Origin of the sequence: Martelella radicis (assembly GCF_014196625.1) — a bacterium.
In the GTDB taxonomy this organism is placed as follows: domain Bacteria; phylum Pseudomonadota; class Alphaproteobacteria; order Rhizobiales; family Rhizobiaceae; genus Martelella; species Martelella radicis.
Map to the genome: position 1 here is coordinate 244833 of NZ_JACIDZ010000001.1, position 21039 is coordinate 265871.

Consider the following 21039-nt stretch of genomic DNA (forward strand, 5'->3'; position numbering starts at 1 on the left):
CGGGAGACGACGCGATGAACATGCAAAAACAGATCAAGCTGACAGCGGCGGAAGAGGCGCTCGTCGCCTCCTTCGGCCGGCTTTCGGGCTCGCTGCCCGGCAATGCCGAGGTGACGATGGAGCGCGACCGGCTTGCCGGCGATCTCCGCTCCAACGGCCTGCCGACGCGGCGCGTCGAGGCCTGGCATTACACCGACCTGCGCAACCTTTTGCGCAGCGTGCCAGAGGAAGCGGGCGAGGCCGTCAACGCCCTGCCGCCGCTTCTGGCCGAAAGCACGATGCTTTCGCTGGTGCAGGGCCGCGCCGGCCGCCTGCCGAGCGTCGAAGGGCTCTCCGGCACGACGACGGCGGAAGCGCTGACCAATGGCGACAATTCGGTGCGCCTCGAGCTTGCCTATCCGCAGGATGCGATCGGCCGGATCAACGGCGCGATGATGAGCGACGGCTATATCATCGATATCGCCGAAGGAACCGAACTCGAGACGCCGGTCGAACTGCAGGCCGTCCACAGCGGCGGGCAGGTGCATTCGCGCAACCGCGTCACCTTCGGCGCCGAGACGAAGGGCACCTTTGTCGAACGCCACGTCGCGCCGGGCGATGCTGCGGCGCTCGTCAGCACGCTTACATCGCTAGCCCTCGGCAAGGATGCCGAGATCACCTATGTCGTGATGCAGCAGCAGGGCGCCGACGATACCCATCTCGGCAAGCTCAGGATCGAACTCGGCGAGAACGCCAGGCTCAAGCTCTTGATCGTCAATGCCGGCGGCAGGCTGGTGCGTCACGAGATCGATTGCGCCGTCCAGGGCGAGGGCGCGGACCTGATGTTGCGCGGCGTCAACCTGCTCGGCGGCGAGACCCATACCGACATCACCTTCGACCTCGGCCATAACGTGCCGAATACGACGTCGACGGAAACGGTCCGCAATGTCGTTTTCGACAAGGCGCGCGGCGTGTTCCAGGGGCTGATCCGGGTCGCGCCCGATGCGCAGAAGGTCGACGCGAAGATGAGCTGCAACACGCTGCTGATGAGCGATGTCGGTTTGTTCTCGGCCAAGCCTGAGCTCGAGATCTTCGCCGATGACGTGCAGTGCGGCCATGGCGCGACGGTGACGGATATCGACCCGAACCATCTCTACTACATGATGGCGCGCGGCATTCCGCGAAAGGTCGCCGAGGGCCTGCTGATCAACGCCTTCGTCGCCGAGGTCGTCGAGGAACTGGAGAACGAGCAGCTTTCCGAGGCCGTCGAGGCGATCATCACCGACTGGCTCGACCGGCACGAATAGGGCGCTGCCCGCGCAGATTCCCGTCCCGCTTTGCGGGGCGGCGGTTCCGGTTTCTGAAGCGCGGAAGCCACAGACGGAGTTTTGGGCCATGGATGCTCAGGTTAAAGGTTATGACGTCGAAAAGATCCGGCAGGATTTTCCGATCCTCTCCCGCGAGGTCTACGGAAAGTCGCTGGTCTATCTCGACAATGGCGCCTCGGCGCAGAAGCCGCAGGTCGTCATCGACACGATCTCCAACGCCTATGCGCATGAATACGCCAATGTGCACCGTGGCCTGCATTTTCTCTCCAATGCGGCAACTGATGCCTATGAGGCGGCGCGCGAGAAGGTTCGTGCCTTCCTCAATGCCGGTTCGGTGAACGAGATCGTCTTTACCCGCAACACCACCGAGGCGATCAACACGGTCGCCTATGGCTGGGCGATGGAGCATCTCGGCGAGGGCGACGAGATCGTCATCTCGATCATGGAGCATCACTCCAACATCGTGCCCTGGCATTTCCTGCGCGAGCGCAAGGGCGTGAAGCTGGTCTGGGCGCCGGTGGACGAGGACGGCGAATTCCTGATCGACGAATTCGAGAAATGCCTGACTGAACGCACCAAGCTGGTCGCCATCACCCAGATGTCCAACGCGCTCGGCACCATTGTCGATGTCAAGGAAGTGACCCGGCTTGCCCATGAACGCGACATTCCGGTGCTGGTCGACGGTTCGCAGGGCGCGGTCCATCTGCCGGTCGATGTGCGCGATATCGATTGCGACTGGTATGTGATGACCGGCCACAAGCTCTATGGCCCGTCGGGCATCGGCGTGCTCTACGGCAAGTTCGACCGCCTGTCGGACATGCGTCCGTTCCAGGGCGGCGGCGAGATGATCTCCGATGTGTTCGAGGACCGCGTCACCTATGCCGAGCCGCCGCATCGCTTCGAGGCCGGCACGCCGCCGATCGTGCAGGCTATTGGACTGGGCGCTGCCCTTGACTATATGCAGGGTGTCGGCCGCGCGGCGATTGCCGCGCACGAGGCGGATTTGACGGCCTATGCGCGCGAGCAGCTTGCGCATGTGAATGCGCTGAGGGTGATCGGCAATGCGCAGAAGAAGGGCAGCATCTTCTCCTTTGCCATCGAAGGCGTGCATGCCCACGACATTTCGACGATCATCGACCGTCGCGGCGTGGCGGTGCGGGCCGGCACTCACTGCGCGCAGCCGCTTCTGACCCGGTTCGGCGTGACATCGACCTGCCGGGCCTCGTTCGGCCTTTACAATACGCGCGCGGAAGTGGACGCCCTCGTCGAGGCGCTCGATTACGCGCGAACGTTCTTTGCCTGACCCAAGGAGAATGGCATGAGTGTTGAAGAAAACGCAGAGACGGCATCGGCCGAGACCGGTTCCTCCATTCCTCCCGAGGAACTGGCACGGCTTTCCGACGACATCGTTTCCGCGCTGAAGACGGTCTATGACCCGGAAATTCCGGCCGATATTTTCGAGCTCGGCCTGATCTACAAGATCGATGTCGATGACGACCGCATGGTGAAGATCGACATGACGCTGACGGCGCCCGGCTGCCCGGTTGCCGGCGAAATGCCGGCCTGGGTGGAAAACGCGGTGAGCACCGTCGAGGGCGTTTCCGGCGTCGAGGTGGAAATGACTTTCGACCCGCCGTGGACGCCGGACCGCATGTCCGAGGAAGCAAAGATCGCTGTCGGCTGGTATTGACGCCGGCCGATTGTCCTGATGCAATCAATCCGAACGCCGGGCCTTTAACCCGGATGTTGATGGAGAATGAAATGGGCTTTCAAGTCATCACGCTGACCGAAGCGGCAGCAACCCGCATCAACGAGATCGTCGCCAATTCCGGGCCGGACGCGCGCGGCATTCGCGTCTCGATCAAGAAGGGCGGCTGCGCGGGCATGGAATATGCCGTGGATCTGGTCACCGCCGAGAATATCGCCGACAAGGACGACCATGTGGAGCTCAACGGCGCGACCGTCTGGGTCGACCCCGCCGCCTCGCTCTATCTGCTGGGCACGGTCATGGATTTCGAGGTGACGAAACTGCGCACCGGTTTCGTGTTCCGCAACCCGAACGAGACATCGGCCTGCGGCTGCGGCGAATCCGTCGAGCTCAAGGCCGCAGACCTTGCCGAGCTGGCGAAGGCGCGCGAAGCCGCGCATTGACGCGGCTGTGCGTTCGCGACTCTTGAATTCAGGGTGGGAGGATGGCGAGCGCTCTTTTGCTTGAAGACTATTGCGTTCAATTGAAAGGTAGGATTGACGCGGCCTATTCGGCGGGAGGCTACACGCTTGGGTGGCGCTTGCTTTCAAGCCCTGCGGCAGTGATGGATGGCGCCGAAATAGCTTTCGTGGGCCTCAACCCCGGAGGGGCGCGCCTTCGCTCTGATCATTCTGAATTGGCGATGAGGGAGGGCAGCGCCTATGTCGATGAAGTATGGGATAACGCGCGCACAGCGGGAGAAAACCCATTGCAACGTCAAGTAAGGGCGTTGTTCGATCGGCTATCTGTCGCTCCGGAAAATGTTCTTGCTGGCAACCTTGTTCCTTTTCGCTCGCCAAGTTGGTCCAGTCTACCTAATTCCCGAACGGCCCTCGCTTTCGGTGAGGAAATATGGACCGAGTTGTTTGAGCGCGCTCGACCAAAGCTTGTGATCGGCATGGGACTGGAGTTGCTTTCGCCCCTCTCACGAACTCTAGGGGCCTTCGATCCCGTAAGACACTCCGTGGCCTGGGGCAATGTCACAGCAGCCAAGGCAACATTTCCGACAGGCAAGCTTGTCGTTTTGCCGCATTTGTCTCGTTTCGGAATTGTTACGAGGCCTCAATCACGTCCCGCTCTGGATTTGTTGTTTAGAGACCGTCCAGCATGAATATGCAGTTGTGAGACAAGCCTTCTAGGCGCTACTAGATAGTTGGATTGAGCGCCACGGAGTCGGGACAGTCTATGCCGGAATTATTCCTCAAATCGGTCCTCGTCGGCCTTGCCATCGCAGCGCCCGTCGGCCCCATCGGCGCGCTCTGCATCAACCGCTCGCTGACGCGCGGCTTCTGGGCGGGCGTCGCCGGCGGGCTCGGAACGGCGCTGGCGGATGCCTCCTATGGCGCTGCGGCGGCCCTGGGCTTTGCCGCGTTCTCCGCCGCGCTTGCCACGATCTCGACGCCGCTGGCGCTGTTCGGCGGCGCGTTCCTGATCTTTCTCGGCTGGCGCGAAATGCGCAAGACCGGTGCGGATCCTGCTGTCGACACGGCGGGCAGGGGGGACCTCATGCGCACTATCGCAACCACCTATGCGCTGACCATCGCCAACCCGGCGACAATCCTCTCCTTCGTCGCCATCTTTGCCGGTTTCGGCCTTGCGGATGCCGGCGGCGGCATCGCGCCGGCAATCGTGGTCTTCGGCGTCTTTGCCGGCTCGCTGCTCTGGTGGATATTCCTCAGTGGCCTCGTCGCCATCATTCGCCACAGGCTGCCGAAGGAATTCGCCCGCTGGGTGGCCCGCATTTCCGGCGGTATCCTCATCGGATTCGGCCTTGTCGCGGTGTCGACCGCTTTCCCGCACTGAGTTGAGCGCGGGATGGTTTAAAGATGACTTCAAAACTCCACAAATTGATGTGGCGCAAAACCCGTTTTGTTTCCTGAGGTTATAGCTCGCTTTCCATTCCAGATGAGAAGCGCGAGCTTGAATGCCCCTCGATATTTCCCGCCATTTCGCCGCCGCCGGTCCCGATCCGCTGGTATCTGCCTTCGCCAAGAGACGCGCGGTCATGCCCTTTCGCGGCAGGCACCGTGTTGAACCGGAAGAGGCGGAGCAGCGCTATGCCGCGGTCATGGCGGAGGATGTTCCGGCGAAGGGCCGGCTTGCCTATGTGCATGTGCCGTTTTGCGCCAATCACTGCCTGTTCTGCGGCTTCTACGCCAACGCCTATACCCCTGCGGCAGGCAGCGCCTATGTCGACTTGGTCATCCGCGATATCGAGCGCGAATCGGAAGCCGCAAACGTTCGCGCCGGTGAGATCGATGCCGTTTATCTCGGCGGCGGCACGCCGACGGCGCTTTCGGCGAAGGAGCTCTCGCGGCTGATCGGCGTCCTGCGCGCGCGCCTTCCGCTTGCCGCCGATTGCGAGATCACGGTCGAAGGGCGAATCATCCATTTTGACGAGGACAAGATCGACGCCTGCATCGAGGCAGGCGCGAACCGGTTTTCGATCGGTGTGCAGAGTTTCGATACGGCCGTGCGCCGAAGGCTCGGCCGCCGCTCCAGCCGTCAGGAGGCGATCGCCTTTCTCGAAATGCTGAACGGCAAGGAAGGCGCTGCCTCGGTGATCGATCTGATGTACGGCCTGCCCAACCAGACGCTTTCGGTCTGGCAGAGCGATCTGGAGACGGCGGCAGAGCTTTCGCCGGATGGTCTCGATATTTACGGCCTCAACCTGATTCCCGGCCTGCCGCTTGCCCGCGCCATCGAGCGCGGCAAGTTTCCCCACGCGCCGCCGCTTGCCGAGCGCGGCGCCTATTATGATGCCGGCGTCCGCTTCTTCCTGCAGAAGGGCTGGCGTCAGATCAGCAACAATCACTTCGCTTCATCGACGCTGGAGCGCAACCGCTATAACCGCATGACCAAGGAAGGCGCCGAATGCCTTGCCTATGGGGCAGGTGCCGGCGGATCGATCGGCGGGCTGGGCTTCGGCATCTGTTCCGATCTCGAAACCTTCGGCGCTGCGATCGCGCGGGCGCGAAAGCCGATCGGCATGCTGATGCAATCCGACGACCTGCAACCGCTGCGCAATTACGTTGCTGGGTCGTTCGAGGCCGGATCATTCGACCTTTCCGGTCTCGATCATCTGGCCGGCGTGGAGCTCAGCGAGGTTCTTCTGCCGCTTGCCGAGCAATGGCGGGATGCGGGGCTGCTTGCGCTTTCCGGCCCGCGCTTCGATCTGACGATTGCCGGCCGCTTCTGGTACTCGAACCTGATTTCGGCGTTCTACGACGTCATAGAGGCGGAACGCCTTCCCGAGGCCGACAACGCCCCACATTCCCATCACCACAAAGGCAAAGACAATGAGCAGACCCGTCGAAATCATCCGGCATGATATCAGGAAGGCGCTTGCCGAAAAGCCGGACGGCATGCTGGAGGCGCTGGCTGACCGGTTCGAGGTGTCCCTCGGCGTCGTGCTTGCCTGCCTGCCGGTGGAAAACGCGCGCGCCGTCTGCGGCGAGCATTTCATCGCCGTGCTGGAAGATATCGCGGAATGGGGCGATGTCACCTTCATCACCCACAACGCCGATGCGGTCATCGAGGTCTCCGGACCGCTGCCGAAGGGCAGGATGGGCCACGGCATGTATAATCTCCAGCATGGCGAGAGCGGGCTTGCCGGGCATCTTCGGCCGGAGCGTTGCGCGGCGATCTGGTTCGTCGAGCGGCCCTTCATGGGCGTATCGACCATGTCCGTCCAGTTCATCAACCTTGATGGCCGCGCAATGTTCAAGATCTATGTCGGTCGCGACGAGGAGCGAAACCTCTGCGCCGATCAGGTCTCACGGTTCGAGCGGCTGAAGCATCACTATCCGGATCTTCCGGTCTAACCTATTGAACCTACGCATCGTGCTTTCCGAAAATCGATTCCGATTTTCGGGCCGATGCGCTAGACGCGCGGCGATCGCCGTCAAAGAAAAATCCCCGGCGATGAACCGGGGATTGTCGTCTGCGGGTCAGAGAACGCGGGCCGCCTCACTTCGGCGAGATCATCAGCTCCGGGCGAACGATCTCGTCATATTCCTCGCCGGTCACAAGACCGGTGGCGAGGGCTTCCTCGCGCAGCGTGGTGTTGTTCTTGTGCGCGGTCTTGGCGATCTTGGCGGCGTTGTCGTAGCCGATCTTCGGGGCAAGGGCCGTGACCAGCATCAGCGAACGCTCGACGCCCGCCTTGATGTTCTCCTCGCGCGCCTTGATGCCGACGACGCAATGATCGGTGAAGGAGTGGGCGGCATCGCCCAGAAGCTGGACCGACTGCAGGAAGTTGTAGGCCATCATCGGGTTGTAGACGTTGAGCTCGAACTGGCCCTGGCTTCCCGCGAAAGTGATCGCCGCCTGGTTGCCGGCGATATGGGCGCAGACCTGGGTCATCGCCTCGTTCTGCGTCGGGTTGACCTTGCCGGGCATGATCGAGGAGCCGGGCTCGTTTTCCGGCAGCGCCAGTTCGCCGAGACCCGAGCGGGGGCCGGAGGCCAGATAGCGGATGTCGTTGGCGATCTTGAAGCAGGCCATCGCCGCCGCGTTGATCGCGCCATGGGCAAAGACCATCGCGTCATGGGCGGCCAGAACCTCGAACTTGTTCGGCGCGGTGATGAAGGGCAGGCCGGTGATTTCGGCGACTTCCTCCGCCACCTTCTCGGCAAAGCCGATCGGCGCGTTGAGGCCCGTGCCGACGGCCGTGCCGCCCTGGGCGAGCTGATAAAGCCCCGGCAGCGTCAGCTCGATACGCGCGATCGCGGAGGCGACCTGGGCGGTATAGCCGGAGAACTCCTGGCCGAGCGTCAGCGGCGTCGCGTCCTGCGTATGGGTGCGGCCGATCTTGATGATGTCCTTGAATTCCTGTTCCTTGGCGGCAAGCGCCTCCTGCAGGTGCTTCAGGTTCGGCAGAAGGTGGTGGACGATCTGCTCGGCGCAGGCGATGTGCATGGCCGTCGGATAGGTGTCGTTCGACGACTGGCTCATGTTGCAGTGGTCATTGGGATGAACCGGCTTCTTCGAGCCCATCTCGCCGCCGAGCATCTCGATCGCGCGGTTGGAGATCACCTCATTGGCGTTCATGTTCGATTGCGTGCCCGAACCCGTCTGCCAGACGACCAGCGGAAAATGGTCGTTGAGCTTGCCGTCGATCACTTCCTGGGCGGCTTTGACAATCGCATCGCCGATCTCGGGCGAAAGACGGTCGAGCGACATGTTCGCCTTGGCGGCTGCCTGCTTGACAATGCCGAGCGCGCGGACGACGGAAAGCGGCTGCTTTTCCCAGCCGATCTTGAAGTTGCCCAAAGAGCGTTGGGCCTGCGCGCCCCAGTAGCGGTCTGCCGCCACTTCGATCGGGCCGAATGTATCGGTTTCGGTGCGGGTATCAGTCATGTTTTCTCCACCTCAGTGCATCGGCCCGCGAAAGGGCACACTTGAAAGACGTCATGCCGGAAAAGCGTGGCTATGCAATCGCGCGGTCAAGGCCGATCTGTCAACAAGGCGCTTCAGTTTATTCGATTTAGGTCGGATTCCGGCCGGCAAGGCCGCGGGCAGGGAAGCTCTTGCGGCGCGATGTCGCTTAATGCGCTGTTAAGCCTGTGCTGATAATGCTCAAATCAGGTGACCCCGATCCGGAACCTTAAGAGGGGTTGTGTTGTTTTTCATCAACACAGCCGCGCCGGTTCTTCCCGATAGCACAATTGTTATTGGAGGGTCCTGTGCATTGCAGGTAAGGTGGTCTCAATTCTTGGTTTTATGTCTAACGGGGTGAAAAATTGCGCAACAAGCTTCTAGTTCGCGTCTCATCGGTGGCCGTGGCGGCCGCGGTTTCGGCAGCCTTCGTGCCGTCTTCTGCCAACGCCCTGACACTGATGGATATTCTGCGCGGTCGAAACAAGGAAGCCGACCGACCGTCGGTTGTCGAGCAGCAACCGCAACAGGAACAACAGGTTCAGCGCACCTATTCGGCCCCGAAGGTCGCACCGCCGAAATATTATGCTTACAAGCCTGATTCGATGCGTTTCATCGCGATCAGCGAGATTCGCGATCCGGTTGTGACCGGCTCGATCTCATCTGCTGATGCGGCTTCGCCCGCGGGTGATGCAGCGAATACGGAAGTCGCCGCGCTCGAACAGGACACGATGAGCGATGCGGCTGCCACCGAAACCATGGTGGCGATCGATGACAATGATCCGCGCCGCTATCTGACAGACGCGCGCGTCAAGGCCATCGACGATGTCGCGGTCGCGATCGAGGACTATTATGCCAATGGCGGCGATCTGATCTGGGTATCAGACGACGCGATCACCCCGAAAGCCGAAGCAGCGCTCGATACGCTTGCCGATGCCGATGCCTGGGGCCTTGATTCGTCGGATTATGCCGTTAATCGTCCCGATCTCATTCTTGCGGAGGATGATGCTGCGCGCGAGGCCGAACTGATGCGCTTCGAACTGGCGCTCTCGGCCAAGGTGCTCACCTATATGCAGGACGCCAAGCGCGGCCGCGTCGATCCGAACCGGATTTCCGAATTCCACGACCTGCAGCGCAATCCCGTAGACCTCGAAGAGGCGATCGATGCGCTCGGCAAGGCCGAGAACGTCGCCGGTCTGATGGAAAGCTACAATCCGCAGAGCGATCGCTTTGAGGAACTGAAGACGGCGCTGAAAGAACTGCGCGCCGACCATGAGTATGTCGAGCCAATCGTCTTTCGCGGCGGCGTCTTCATCCATCCGGGCGAAAATGACCAGGATGTGCCGAAACTGGTGAAGGCGATCAAGCGCAAGAGCTCCAAGGCCTTCATCCAGGATCATTCCGACGTGTTCGACGCCTATGACGGCGGAACCGAATATACGCCCGAGCTGGTCGAACTTGTCCGTGACTTCCAGGATGCGCAGGGCCTCTACGTCGACGGCGTTGTCGGTCCGAAGACGATTGCCGCCTTCGATGTCGAGACCAATGACGACAGGGCCGAGAAGGTGGTTGCCGCCATGGAACGCCTGCGCTGGCTGCCGGAGGATTTCGGCCCGCGTTACGTCTTCATCAACCAGCCGGCCTACCGCGCCTATTATCATGACGACAACGGCGAGAACTTTGACATGCGCGTCGTCGTCGGCAATCCGCGCAACCAGACCTATTTCTTCCGCGACGAAATCGAGACCGTGGAATTCAATCCCTATTGGGGCATTCCGAGGTCGATCGTCGTCAACGAATATCTGCCGAAGCTGAGGGCCAATCCCTCCTATTTCGACCAGATCGGCTACGAGGTGAGCTATAACGGTCGCCGGGTGTCCTCTTCGTCCGTCAACTGGGCTGCCGCTCCGATGGTCGACGTGCGCCAGCCGCCGGGCGAGCGCAACGCGCTCGGCCAGCTGAAGATCCTGTTCCCCAACGACCATGCGATCTACATGCACGATACGCCGCAGAAGAGCTATTTCGAGCGCGACCTGCGTGCGCTGAGCCATGGCTGCGTTCGCCTGGCCGAGCCGAACAAGATGGCTGCCGCCGTGCTCGGCGTTCCCGAATCGGATATCGAGGCGAATATCGCGACGGGCGAGAACATGCCAGTTGACGTGCCGGAGAAGTTCCCGGTCTATGTCAGTTACTTCACGGCCTGGCCGGATTCGACCGGCGACATCCAGTACTATGATGACGTCTACGAGCGTGACATGTACCTGAACCGCGCCTTCGAGGCGGAAAGCCAGGCACGCAAGGCCAATAGCTGACCGATTCAAGACGACAGACATGAAGAAGGCGCGTCCGGGCTTCCGGCGCGCCTTTTTTTGCGAAATGGCTCAGCGGCCGAGAACCTCGTCGATCAGCGCCGCCGTCAGTTCGTCGAAATGGCCGATCATGCGGTTCGCGCCGAGGGTTTCCACCGCGCGGTCCGCATAACCGAAGGTGACGGCCACGGAGGCCACGTCAGCGCCTCTGGCTGCGTCAATGTCATTGGAACTGTCGCCGATCATCACCGCATTCTGCGGCTTGATGCCGGCGCGCTCGATGGTGCTGAGCACATGGCGCGGATCGGGCTTTCGATATTCGAAACTGTCGCCGCCGGTGATGACCTCGAAATAGTCGGCTAGCTCCAGGCTCGTCAGAAGCGGCATGGTCAGCGGCATGCGCTTGTTGGTGCAGACGGCAAGGGTGAAGCCCTCCGCCTTCAGCCGCTCCAGCGCCGCGCGCGTGCCGGGATAGGGGCGGCTCTTGCCGGGCATGCCGTCACGGTAATGGGTGGTGAAGCGGTCGAAACAGGCTTCGAAGATCTCGTCGTCGAGCGCTGCCTCGCGCAGCGCGAAGGCCCGCTCGATCATCACCTTCACGCCCTTGCCGACAAGCTGGTGCAATTGGGAGATATCGAAGGGCGGCAGGCCTTCCGGGGCGATGGCATGGTTCAGGCTTTCGATCAGGTCGGGCGCGGTGTCGACAAGCGTTCCGTCCAGATCGAAGATGACAAGCGGAGATGACATTCGGTTTCCTTCCACGGTGATGCGCTGCTGCCGGTGTTCGGGAGGCGAAACTCGGCGACGCGCCGGTCTGCACGAAGTTTGCGATTGATTGTGGTTTGCAATACTCGTGATCTTGCTGTGATGTTATCCATTTGAGCCGAAGCCGGGGCTTCTTGCAAAAGGACTTTTGTTTAGTGCCTGTGGCGTGTAAACACCTTAGCGTATATCAGAAGGAGCATGTGACGCATGGACGCGCGTCAATTGAAGATCAAGGCAGCCGAAACGGCGCTTGGATATGTCGAGGACGGTATGCGTCTCGGCATCGGTACCGGCAGCACAGCGCGTGAATTCATCGCGCTGCTCGGCGAAAAAGTGGCGAACGGCTTCAACGTCATCGGCGTGCCGACGTCGGAGGCAACGGCCCGCCAGTGCCTCGAACTGGGGATCGAGCTGAAGTCTCTCGACGAATCGCCCGAACTCGACCTGACCATCGACGGCGCCGACGAGATCGACCCGGCGCTGAACCTGATCAAGGGCGGCGGCGGCGCGCTTCTGCGCGAAAAGATCGTGGCTTCGGCCTCCAAGGCGATGATCGTGATCGCCGACGAGACCAAGGTGGTTGACCAGCTCGGCGCCTTTCCGCTGCCGATCGAGGTCATGCCCTTCGGGCTCGGCGCCACGCGCCTTGCCATCGAAAAGGCCGCTTCGCGCCTCAATATGTCCGGATCGCTGGATCTGCGCAGTTCCGGGGACGGTCCGTTCATGACCGATGGAGGCCATTATATCCTCGACGCATCATTTGGCCGCATTCCCGATGCAGAGGCTCTTTCTGTGGCGCTCAACATCATCCCGGGCGTTGTGGAGCACGGGCTGTTTATCGATATAGCGACGCTGGCCGTCGTTGCATCCGACGGCGGCGTGCGTACACTCAAAGCAACCGAGTAGACAGGAGTCCTTTATGAGATTTCAAACCAAGATCGGCCGTTCCGTGGCCGTTGCCGCCACGGTAATGGGACTTGGCGCCTTTTCCGTTGCTGCGGCGCAGGATGTATCGCCCGAGCACCTCGCGGCTGCCAAGGCCGCGCTCAATGCGCTCGGCATCAATTCGCAATTCGACGAGATACTGCCGAATCAGGCCGACCTCGTTCAGTCGCAGATGACGCAGGTCTATCCGAACTATCATTCGCTGATCGATGAAGTCGTCACCGATACGGCGATTGCGCTCGCCCCGCGCCGCGCAGACCTCGAAAACGAGGGCGCGCAGATCTACGCCAATATCTTCACCCAGGAAGAGCTTCAGCAACTGGCGGATTTCTACAGTTCCGATCTCGGCCAGAAGTTCATCCAGTACGGGCCGATCGCCGCGCGCGAACTGAGCCAGGCCGGCGATATCTGGGCACGCGGCATTGCCCGCGACCTGAACCAGCAGGCCCAGGAAGAGTTGAACACGCGTATCGCCGAGCAGACGGGATCGGCGCCGGCCCCCCAGTAAGGCGCAGCCACCGGTTTTTCAGTCAAAAGGGGCGTGCCGGAAGGCGCGCCCCTTGGCGTTTGCGCCTCGGTTAAGCCCTTGCTTCGTCTTCGCCCTTTTTTTTCTGACGCAAATTGCCATATTCAGGCCCGACCTTTTCCAAAACTTTGACTGCCACAAGGAGCCTCCCCATGTCCGATTACGATTTTGACCTTTTTGTTATCGGCGGAGGGTCGGGCGGCGTGCGCGCCGCGCGTCTGGCGGCAGGGCTCGGCAAGCGCGTCGCGATCGCCGAGGAATACCGCTTCGGCGGCACCTGCGTCATTCGCGGCTGCGTGCCGAAGAAGCTCTTTGTCTATGCCTCGCAGTTTCCGGAACATTTCGAGGATGCGGAGGGCTATGGCTGGCATGTGGGCGAACGGCATTTTTCCTGGCCGGACCTGATTGCCGCCAAGGACAAGGAGATCACGCGTCTCGAAGGGCTCTACCGCAAGGGACTTGAAAATGCCGGGGCGGAAATCCTGGAAAGCCGGGCGGAAATCATCGGGCCGCATCGCCTGCGGCTCAACGCCTCGGGCCAGGAAGTGACGGCGGAGAAAATCCTGATCGCTGTCGGCGGCGCGCCCAACCCGCATCCGGAAATGCCGGGGTCCGAACTCTGCATCTCTTCCAATGAGGCCTTCCACCTCGAGGAACTGCCGAAATCGATCGCGATCACCGGCGGCGGCTATATCGCCGTGGAATTCGCCAATATCTTCAACGGCCTCGGCGTGGAAACGACGCTGATCTATCGCGGTCCTGAAATCCTGCGCGGGTTCGACATGGACATGCGCGTCAATCTGCGCGAGGCGATGGAGAAGAAGGGCATTCATGTCGTCCGCCGCGACACGATTGTCGGCGTGGCCAAAGCGGCCGACGGGCGCCTGAAAGCGGAGACGCAACACGGCCACGTCTTCAATGTTGACCAAGTGATGCTGGCGCTCGGCCGCCAGCCCAACACCAAGAGCCTCGGGCTCGAATCGGTCGGCGTCGAGACCGATGCCAAGGGCGCGATCATCGTCGACGATTATTCGCGCACCAATGTCGACCATGTCTACGCGCTTGGCGACGTGACCGACCGGGTGCAGCTGACGCCGGTCGCCATTCACGAGGCGATGTGCTTCATCGAGACCGAATACAAGAACAACCCGACCAAGCCGGATCATGACCTCATCGCGACGGCTGTGTTCTCGCAGCCGGAAATCGGCACGGTCGGCCTTCCCGAGGATGTAGCGGCAGAGCGTTATGAGGAACTGGAAGTCTACCTGGCGAAGTTCCGCCCGATGAAGGCGACTCTGTCGGGCCGCGACGAGAAGACGGTGATGAAGCTGATCGTCAATGCCGCCGACCGCAAGGTTGTCGGCGCCCATATTCTCGGCCATGAGGCTGGCGAGATGGCGCAGTTGATCGGCGTGGCGCTGAAGGGCGGCTGCACCAAGGATGATTTCGACCGCACCATGGCGGTTCATCCGACGGCGACCGAAGAACTCGTGACCATGTACAACCCGTCCTATCGGGTGAAGAACGGCGAGCGGGTCTGATTTCGGGCGGCCCGGTGCTTCAGAGAGCGCCGGGCCGCCTATCGCCGGCGCATGATCCGGCTGATGAGGGCGGCAGCCCACAGGTGGCCGCGCCAGTCTTCGCCCTCCAACGGGTCGGCAAGAGAGGGACGCGGTTTGAATTCCGCGCGTCGGGCAATGGAAAGCCAGTCGATCATGTCGTTTCTCCCGTCGGTTCGGCGCCCGTTTCTTCGGTGCTTCCAAGACCTAGGCGGTTCCGGGCGGCGGCTGTAGAAGCGTGGATGAAGTGTCTGTTTCAGCCGTGAACGGTTCATCCCCTTCGCCGCTGGTGTAGAGTGGGCGGGCATTCAGGACTTTCGGGAACAGGCATTAATGGCGGATCCGAACTGGGATGATCTCCAGCTTTTTCATGTGGTCGCGGAACTCGGCGGACTAAGCGCCGCCGCCCAGCGTACGGGCCTGTCCGCGCCCACCATCGGCCGGCGCATGCTGGCGCTGGAGCGCACGCTCGGACGCTCGCTGTTCCTGAGGTCCCAGCGCGGCTATCGGCTGGCCCATGACGGCGAGGTGCTGTTCGAGCGCGTCAGCGGCATGCAGGCGGTGGCCGATGCGATCGCCGACTGGCACGGCGAGGCCTTCGCCATGCCCTGGGTGTCGATTGCCGTCGACAGCTGGCTTGCAGGCTTTGCCGCCGACAGCGTGCTTCGGATCAAGGGGCCGGAGGACGGCTTTCGCATCTGCCTTGCTGCTGCCGGCCCGTCTCTGGCGCTTGCCTTTCGCGAGGCCGATGTCGCGGTTCTTGGCGCACGGCCCGACAGCGGCAATCTGGCGGTCCGCCGCGCGGGCACCATGGCCTATGCGGTCTATCGCCGTCATGACCTTGCGGGAGACGATGCTCCCTGGGTTTCCATGGGCACCGGCTCTGCCGTCTCGGCCTCGGACCGGTGGGTCTTCGAAAACCGGGAATCGGCGATCACCACCTGGACGGAGGATCGCGACCTTCTCGTCCGGCTCGTCGCTGCCGGCGCGGGGCAGGGGGTTCTGCCCGTTTATCTCGGCGATGCAAACCCCGTGCTTGAACGCGTCGACGGCATCATCGACGAACTCACCCATTCGCTTTTCATCGTCGCCAATGACGACGACCGACACCGGCCCGAAGTGCGCACCGTGATCGAGCGCCTGGCCGCCTTCATCCGGGAAAACGACGCGCTGCTTGCCGGCCGAACGGGTGGTTGACGCGCGGGTATACAAAAAAGCGAGAAACGTCTATAAGCGCGCCAAAATCGGGAGTGAGGCATGTCCGGCTGATCGCGGCCGGACGGCAAGGACAGGTGAACGACATGGATAATGCAACGAACTGGACACCGGGTAGCTGGCGCAAAAAGCCCATTCTGCAGGTGCCGGATTATCCTGATGCAGAAAAGCTCGCCGAGGCTGAAGCGGCGCTCGCGACCTATCCGCCGCTGGTGTTTGCCGGCGAGGCGCGGCGTCTGAAACGCGCGCTCGGCGAAGTGGCGGAGGGGCGCGGTTTCCTGCTGCAGGGCGGCGATTGCGCCGAAAGCTTTGCCGAACACGGCGCCGACACGATCCGCGACTTCTTCCGCGCCTTCCTCCAGATGGCCGTTGTGCTGACCTTCGGCGCGCAGCAGCCCGTCGTCAAGGTCGGCCGCATTGCCGGCCAGTTCGCCAAGCCGCGTTCCTCACCGAATGAAACGATCAATGGCGTGACCCTGCCGAGCTATCGCGGCGACATCATCAACGGCATCGATTTCACCGAGGAAGCGCGCGTTCCCGACCCGCAGCGCCAGCTGATGGCCTATCGCCAGTCGGCCGCGACGCTCAATCTCCTGCGCGCCTTTTCCATGGGCGGCTACGCCAATCTGGAGAACGTGCATCAGTGGATGCTGGGCTTCGTCAAGGACAGCCCCCAGGGCGAACGCTACCAGAAGCTCGCCGACCGGCTTTCCGAAACCATGTCCTTCATGCGCGCCATCGGCATTACGGCGGCGGAAAACCATGCGCTGAGCGAGACCGATTTCTTCACCAGCCATGAGGCGCTTTTGCTCGGCTATGAGGAAGCGCTGACGCGCGTCGATTCGACCTCCGGCGACTGGTATGCGACCTCCGGCCACATGATCTGGGTCGGCGACCGGACCCGCCAGGCCGATCACGCCCATATCGAATATGTGCGCGGCATCAAGAACCCGCTCGGCCTCAAATGCGGTCCGTCGCTTGCCGAAGACGATCTCCTGCGCCTGATCGATACGCTGAACCCGGAGAACGAAGCCGGCCGTTTGACGCTGATCTGCCGTTTCGGTCACGACAAGGTTGCCGATCACCTGCCGCGCCTCATCCGCGCCGTCGAGCGCGAGGGCAGGAAAGTGGTGTGGTCCTGCGATCCGATGCACGGCAACACGATCACGCTCAATTCCTACAAGACGCGGCCCTTCGAGCGGATCCTGTCGGAAGTCGAGAGCTTCTTCCAGATCCACCGCGCCGAGGGTTCCTATCCCGGCGGCATCCATATCGAGATGACGGGCAAGAACGTGACGGAATGCACCGGCGGCGCCTGGGCGCTGACGGGCGAAGACCTGCACGACCGTTACCACACCCATTGCGACCCGCGGCTCAACGCCGACCAGGCGCTGGAGCTCGCCTTCCTACTCGCCGAGCGGATGAAGACGGCTTACGAGGAAAAGAAGCTCGCGATCAACGAGTAAGGTGGTCCGGCAAATGCCGGATTTGCACACGCTTGACGACGCTGCGTTAGCTGAGCGCATTGCCGCATAGCCTCCAATCGATCTCCCCCCTTGAGGGGGAGATGTCGCGAAAGCGACAGAGAGGGGTAAAGGGCGCAAGCCCTCCAGCCGAATTTGCCGAGAGGGTTCACCCCTCTCTGCCCCTGTCGGGGGCATCTCTCCCTCAAGGGGAGAGATTGTTAGAGGCCATCTTCGGGTCTTATTCAGGCCGCTGCCTTTTTCACGTTTGATTTTTCCGCCAAAACATGGTGTCCATCCCTGCAGACCTGAAAGGTGGAATTGCCATGGACAGCCTCAAAATCGCTCTCGCCCAGCTCAATCCGACGGTTGGTGATATCGCAGGCAACCTCGAGAAACTGCGCGCCGCGCGCAAGAAGGCTGCGGCTGCGGGCGCCGATCTCGTCCTTTCGACCGAGCTCTTCATCTCCGGCTATCAGCCGGAAGACCTGGTGATGAAGCCCGCCTTTCTCGCCGCCTGTCAGAAGGCGGTCGAGGCGCTTGCGGCCGATACCGCCGATGGCGGACCGGGCGTGATCGTCGGCTATCCGCGCAAGGGCGAGGCCGGACGGCACAATTCGGTTGCCGTTCTGGACGGCGGCGAGATCATCGCCATTCGCGACAAGGTCGACCTGCCGAACTATGGTGAATTCGACGAGAAGCGCGTCTTCGTGCCGGGCGACATGCCGGGGCCGGTGAATTTTCGCGGCGTCAGGATCGGCATTCCGATCTGCGAGGATATCTGGGGCGATCTCGGCGTGTGCGAAACGCTGGCCGAAAGCGGCGCTGAACTTCTGCTCTCGCCCAATGGCTCGCCCTATTACCGCGGCAAGGTCGATGTGCGCCATCAGGTGGTGCTGAAGCAGGTGATCGAGACCGGCCTGCCGCTCGTCTATCTCAACACGCTCGGCGGTCAGGACGAACTGGTCTTCGATGGCGGCAGTTTCGGCTTCAATGCCGACAGGACGCTCGCCTTCCAGATGCCGCAATTCGTCGAGGATATCACAATCTCCGAATGGGAACGCGGCGCGGATGGCTGGCGCATCGTCGGCGGCAAGGTGGCCGCATTGCCGATCGGCGAGGCCTCCGATTACCGCGCCTGCGTGCTCGGCTTTGCCGATTACGTCAACAAGAACGGCTTCAAGAGCGTGGTGCTTGGCTTGTCCGGCGGCATCGATTCCGCGATCTGTGCCGCGATTGCCGTCGACGCGCTGGGCGCTGAGCGCGTGCACTGCGTGATGCTGCCCTATCGCTACACTTCCGAGGAATCGCTCTCCGATGCCGCGGCCTGCGCCAAGGCGCTCGGCTGCCGCTATGATGTCGTCGCGATCGAGGAGCCGGTCACCGGCTTCCTCTCCGCGCTGGAGACCATGTTCGAGGGCACCGAGGAAGGCATTACCGAGGAAAACCTGCAAAGCCGCACGCGCGGCACGATCCTGATGGCGATTTCGAACAAGTTCGGCGCCATGGTGGTGACGACGGGCAACAAGTCGGAAATGTCGGTCGGCTATGCGACGCTTTACGGCGACATGAACGGCGGCTTCAATCCGATCAAGGACCTCTACAAGATGCAGGTCTACGCCGTTGCCGCATGGCGCAACACCGAGCGGCCGGAAGGTATGCATGGGCCGGAAAAGAACGCCATTCCGCAGAACATCATCGACAAGACGCCCTCGGCCGAGCTTCGCCCGAACCAGACCGACCAGGATTCGCTGCCGCCCTATCCGGTGCTGGACGATATTCTGGAATGCCTCGTGGAGCGCGAAATGTCGGTGGAGGCGATTGTTGCGCGCGGTCATGACGCGGAGACGGTGCACCGGATCGAACATCTGCTCTACATCGCCGAATACAAGCGGCGCCAGTCCGCGCCCGGCGTGAAGATCACGCGCAAGAATTTCGGACGCGACCGGCGCTACCCGATCACCAACCGCTTCCGCGATCGATAGGAACGGCGGGTCGGGGAGGGGCTCATGCGCAGTTCAGTCGAGATCTATGATTTCGCCACGGGCGAACAGCGCGTGGTGTTCCAGTCGGAGGCCCTGATCGAGGCGCCCAACTGGTCGCCGGACGGGCGCTATCTCATGGTCAACAGTGACGGGTTGATGTACCGCCTGCCGCTGGAGGGCGCTGCGCGTCTCGAGAAGATCGACACCGGCTTTGCCGCGCGCTGCAACAACGATCACGGCATTTCGCCCGACGGAAAAACGATTGCCGTCTCCGACAAGTGCGAATTCGGCAAGTCGGCGATCTACGTGCTGCCAGCGGAAGGCGGGACACCCAGGCTTGTGACCCGCAACCTGCCTTCCTACTGGCATGGCTGGTCGCCCGATGGCGTGCGCTTTGCCTATTGTGGCATCCGCGATGACGTCTTCGATATCTACACGATCGCGGCCGATGGCGGCGAGGAGACGCGCCTGACCCACGGAGAAGGCCGCAATGACGGGCCGGACTACAGCTTCGATGGCCAATGGGTCTATTTCAACTCCTCGCGCACCGGGCTGATGCAGATCTGGCGGATTCATCCCGATGGCACCGGGCTCCAGCAGGTAACCTTCGACAATGCCGGCAACTGGTTTGCCCACCCTTGTCCGAAGAATGATCGGGTGATCCTGATTTCCTACGAGCCGGAGGTTTTCGACCATCCGCGCGACAAGAATGTGCGGGTGCGCGTGATGGATCCCGACGGCGGCAATCTGACGACGCTTTTTGCGCTCTTCGGCGGCCAGGGCACGATGAACTCGCCCAACTGGGCGCCCGACGGCGAGGCCTTCGCCTATGTCCGCTATTTTCCAGTCTGAACCGCCGTGCCGGGCCGGCCTGTCATCAAGCTGAAATACGACTCGTGTTTTAAGGGTGCCATCCATGGATGCACAGAGGCCGCCGGGGGCTATGGCGGGTTGAGGCGATGGAACCCAGACAGTTCAGAACGCTCTTCATTTCCGACCTTCATTTGGGGTCGAAGGCCGCCAAGGCGGATTTCCTGCTCGATTTCATGCGCCACCACGAGGCCGAGACGATCATCCTTGTCGGCGACATCATCGACGGCTGGCGGCTGAAGCGCAGCTGGTACTGGCCGCAACCCTTCAACGACGTGATCCAGAAAATGCTGCGCAAGGCCCGCAAGGGCACGCGGATCGTCTATATTCCGGGCAATCACGACGAATTCCTGCGGGATTTTCCCGGCACCCATTTCGGCGGCGTGGAAGTTGCCGAGCGGATGATCTTCGAGGCGGCCGACGGCAAGAAATATCTCGTCATCCATGGCGACGAATTCGATGTTGTCGTTCGCCACGCCCGCATCGTCGCCTATCTCGGCGACTGGGCCTATGACGCTGCCATAGCGATCAATCATGTGCTGGCGGCCGTGCGCCGCAAGCTCGGAATGCCTTACTGGTCTTTCTCCGCCTGGGCCAAGCTGCAGGTCAAGCACGGGGTCAATTTCATCGGCGAGTTCCAGCGCGTGGTCGTGGACGAGGCGCGCCGGAACGATGTCGACGGCGTCATCTGCGGCCACATTCACCATGCGGTGATGGAAGAGATGGACGGCATCCGCTACATCAACACCGGCGACTGGGTGGAAAGCTGCACGGCCGTGGCCGAGCATTTCGACGGCACGTTCGAACTGATCAACTGGCAGAAGATCGAGGGCGTGTTCGAGGACGATCCGCAGGAGACGGAGGCCGAGGACATCGCGCCGCTGATCATGGCCGCCAAGGCCAAGGGCCGCGCGGCCTGACAACTCGCGTTCCTCCGCGCTTCCTTCCGGTCCGGACTGCATGCGGCGT

20 protein-coding genes are annotated in these 21039 nt (G+C 61.9%); 17 read left to right on the plus strand and 3 right to left on the minus strand.

What is annotated here, in order from left to right; genetic code table 11:
• Positions 1 to 14 precede the first annotated feature (14 nt).
• The 8 genes from sufD to hutX all read left to right on the plus strand — a co-directional run bounded on the left by sufD (position 15) and on the right by hutX (position 6878).
• Entirely contained in the window at positions 15 to 1286 is a 1272-nt protein-coding gene (sufD, locus tag GGR30_RS01100; RefSeq protein ID WP_183481381.1) for a Fe-S cluster assembly protein SufD, read from the plus strand.
• Between the two features lie 88 nt (positions 1287 to 1374).
• The gene (locus tag GGR30_RS01105; protein ID WP_183481384.1) at positions 1375 to 2610 is read left to right on the plus strand and encodes a cysteine desulfurase; all 1236 of its coding nucleotides are present in this window, start codon (positions 1375 to 1377) and stop codon (positions 2608 to 2610) included.
• Between the two features lie 15 nt (positions 2611 to 2625).
• Complete coding sequence (locus tag GGR30_RS01110) at positions 2626 to 2997, plus strand: SUF system Fe-S cluster assembly protein (RefSeq protein ID WP_138749301.1); 372 nt, start codon at positions 2626 to 2628, stop codon at positions 2995 to 2997.
• A gap of 71 nt (positions 2998 to 3068) precedes the next feature.
• A complete protein-coding gene (gene sufA / locus GGR30_RS01115) occupies positions 3069 to 3458 on the plus strand; it encodes a Fe-S cluster assembly scaffold SufA (protein ID WP_183481387.1) in 390 nt (129 codons plus the stop codon).
• 41 nt (positions 3459 to 3499) lie between these two features.
• Positions 3500 to 4165 carry a hypothetical protein gene (locus GGR30_RS01120; RefSeq protein WP_183481390.1) on the plus strand — a complete coding sequence of 222 codons (666 nt, stop codon included), beginning with the start codon at positions 3500 to 3502 and terminating at the stop codon, positions 4163 to 4165.
• A 74-nt stretch (positions 4166 to 4239) separates the two neighbouring features.
• Positions 4240 to 4857 carry a LysE family translocator gene (locus GGR30_RS01125; RefSeq protein WP_183481392.1) on the plus strand — a complete coding sequence of 206 codons (618 nt, stop codon included), beginning with the start codon at positions 4240 to 4242 and terminating at the stop codon, positions 4855 to 4857.
• 121 nt (positions 4858 to 4978) lie between these two features.
• On the plus strand, positions 4979 to 6385 hold the full coding sequence (hutW, locus tag GGR30_RS01130) for a heme anaerobic degradation radical SAM methyltransferase ChuW/HutW (protein WP_183481394.1): 1407 nt from the start codon (positions 4979 to 4981) through the stop codon (positions 6383 to 6385).
• Complete coding sequence (gene hutX / locus GGR30_RS01135; protein ID WP_183481397.1) at positions 6354 to 6878, plus strand: heme utilization cystosolic carrier protein HutX; 525 nt, start codon at positions 6354 to 6356, stop codon at positions 6876 to 6878. Before hutW ends, hutX begins: the two co-directional genes overlap by 32 nt.
• Positions 6879 to 7023: 145 nt before the next feature.
• Here hutX and fumC read toward each other — a convergent pair whose 3' ends face one another.
• The gene (gene fumC / locus GGR30_RS01140) at positions 7024 to 8415 is read right to left on the minus strand and encodes a class II fumarate hydratase (RefSeq protein WP_183481399.1); all 1392 of its coding nucleotides are present in this window, start codon (positions 8413 to 8415) and stop codon (positions 7024 to 7026) included.
• Positions 8416 to 8798: 383 nt separating this feature from the next.
• Between fumC and GGR30_RS01145 the strand changes: the two genes are divergently transcribed.
• Positions 8799 to 10745 (plus strand): L,D-transpeptidase family protein, encoded by a 1947-nt coding sequence (locus GGR30_RS01145; protein WP_183481401.1) that lies wholly within the window; start codon positions 8799 to 8801, stop codon positions 10743 to 10745.
• Positions 10746 to 10814: 69 nt separating this feature from the next.
• Here GGR30_RS01145 and gph read toward each other — a convergent pair whose 3' ends face one another.
• Positions 10815 to 11489, minus strand: coding sequence for a phosphoglycolate phosphatase (gene gph, locus GGR30_RS01150; protein WP_183481404.1), 675 nt, complete (start codon positions 11487 to 11489; stop codon positions 10815 to 10817).
• Between the two features lie 225 nt (positions 11490 to 11714).
• On the opposite strand from gph, the gene rpiA reads away from it, so the two are divergent.
• The 3 genes from rpiA to gor all read left to right on the plus strand — a co-directional run bounded on the left by rpiA (position 11715) and on the right by gor (position 14519).
• Positions 11715 to 12413: a ribose-5-phosphate isomerase RpiA gene (gene rpiA, locus GGR30_RS01155; protein ID WP_183481407.1), complete on the plus strand. Its 699-nt coding sequence runs from the start codon at positions 11715 to 11717 to the stop codon at positions 12411 to 12413.
• Between the two features lie 13 nt (positions 12414 to 12426).
• Entirely contained in the window at positions 12427 to 12960 is a 534-nt protein-coding gene (locus GGR30_RS01160) for a DUF2059 domain-containing protein (RefSeq protein ID WP_183481410.1), read from the plus strand.
• Between the two features lie 170 nt (positions 12961 to 13130).
• Positions 13131 to 14519 (plus strand): glutathione-disulfide reductase, encoded by a 1389-nt coding sequence (gor, locus tag GGR30_RS01165; protein WP_183481413.1) that lies wholly within the window; start codon positions 13131 to 13133, stop codon positions 14517 to 14519.
• A gap of 38 nt (positions 14520 to 14557) precedes the next feature.
• Here gor and GGR30_RS01170 read toward each other — a convergent pair whose 3' ends face one another.
• On the minus strand, positions 14558 to 14695 hold the full coding sequence (locus GGR30_RS01170; protein ID WP_156484730.1) for a hypothetical protein: 138 nt from the start codon (positions 14693 to 14695) through the stop codon (positions 14558 to 14560).
• Between the two features lie 175 nt (positions 14696 to 14870).
• Here GGR30_RS01170 and GGR30_RS01175 point away from each other — a divergent pair, with 175 nt between their 5' ends.
• From GGR30_RS01175 to GGR30_RS01195, 5 genes are all read left to right on the plus strand, one after another.
• Positions 14871 to 15734 (plus strand): LysR family transcriptional regulator, encoded by an 864-nt coding sequence (locus tag GGR30_RS01175; protein ID WP_183481416.1) that lies wholly within the window; start codon positions 14871 to 14873, stop codon positions 15732 to 15734.
• A gap of 104 nt (positions 15735 to 15838) precedes the next feature.
• The gene (locus tag GGR30_RS01180; protein ID WP_183481419.1) at positions 15839 to 17218 is read left to right on the plus strand and encodes a class II 3-deoxy-7-phosphoheptulonate synthase; all 1380 of its coding nucleotides are present in this window, start codon (positions 15839 to 15841) and stop codon (positions 17216 to 17218) included.
• A gap of 323 nt (positions 17219 to 17541) precedes the next feature.
• Positions 17542 to 19200: an NAD+ synthase gene (locus tag GGR30_RS01185; RefSeq protein WP_183481422.1), complete on the plus strand. Its 1659-nt coding sequence runs from the start codon at positions 17542 to 17544 to the stop codon at positions 19198 to 19200.
• A 24-nt stretch (positions 19201 to 19224) separates the two neighbouring features.
• Positions 19225 to 20052 carry a TolB family protein gene (locus GGR30_RS01190; protein WP_183481425.1) on the plus strand — a complete coding sequence of 276 codons (828 nt, stop codon included), beginning with the start codon at positions 19225 to 19227 and terminating at the stop codon, positions 20050 to 20052.
• 107 nt (positions 20053 to 20159) lie between these two features.
• The gene (locus GGR30_RS01195; protein ID WP_183481428.1) at positions 20160 to 20990 is read left to right on the plus strand and encodes a UDP-2,3-diacylglucosamine diphosphatase; all 831 of its coding nucleotides are present in this window, start codon (positions 20160 to 20162) and stop codon (positions 20988 to 20990) included.
• Positions 20991 to 21039 lie beyond the last annotated feature (49 nt).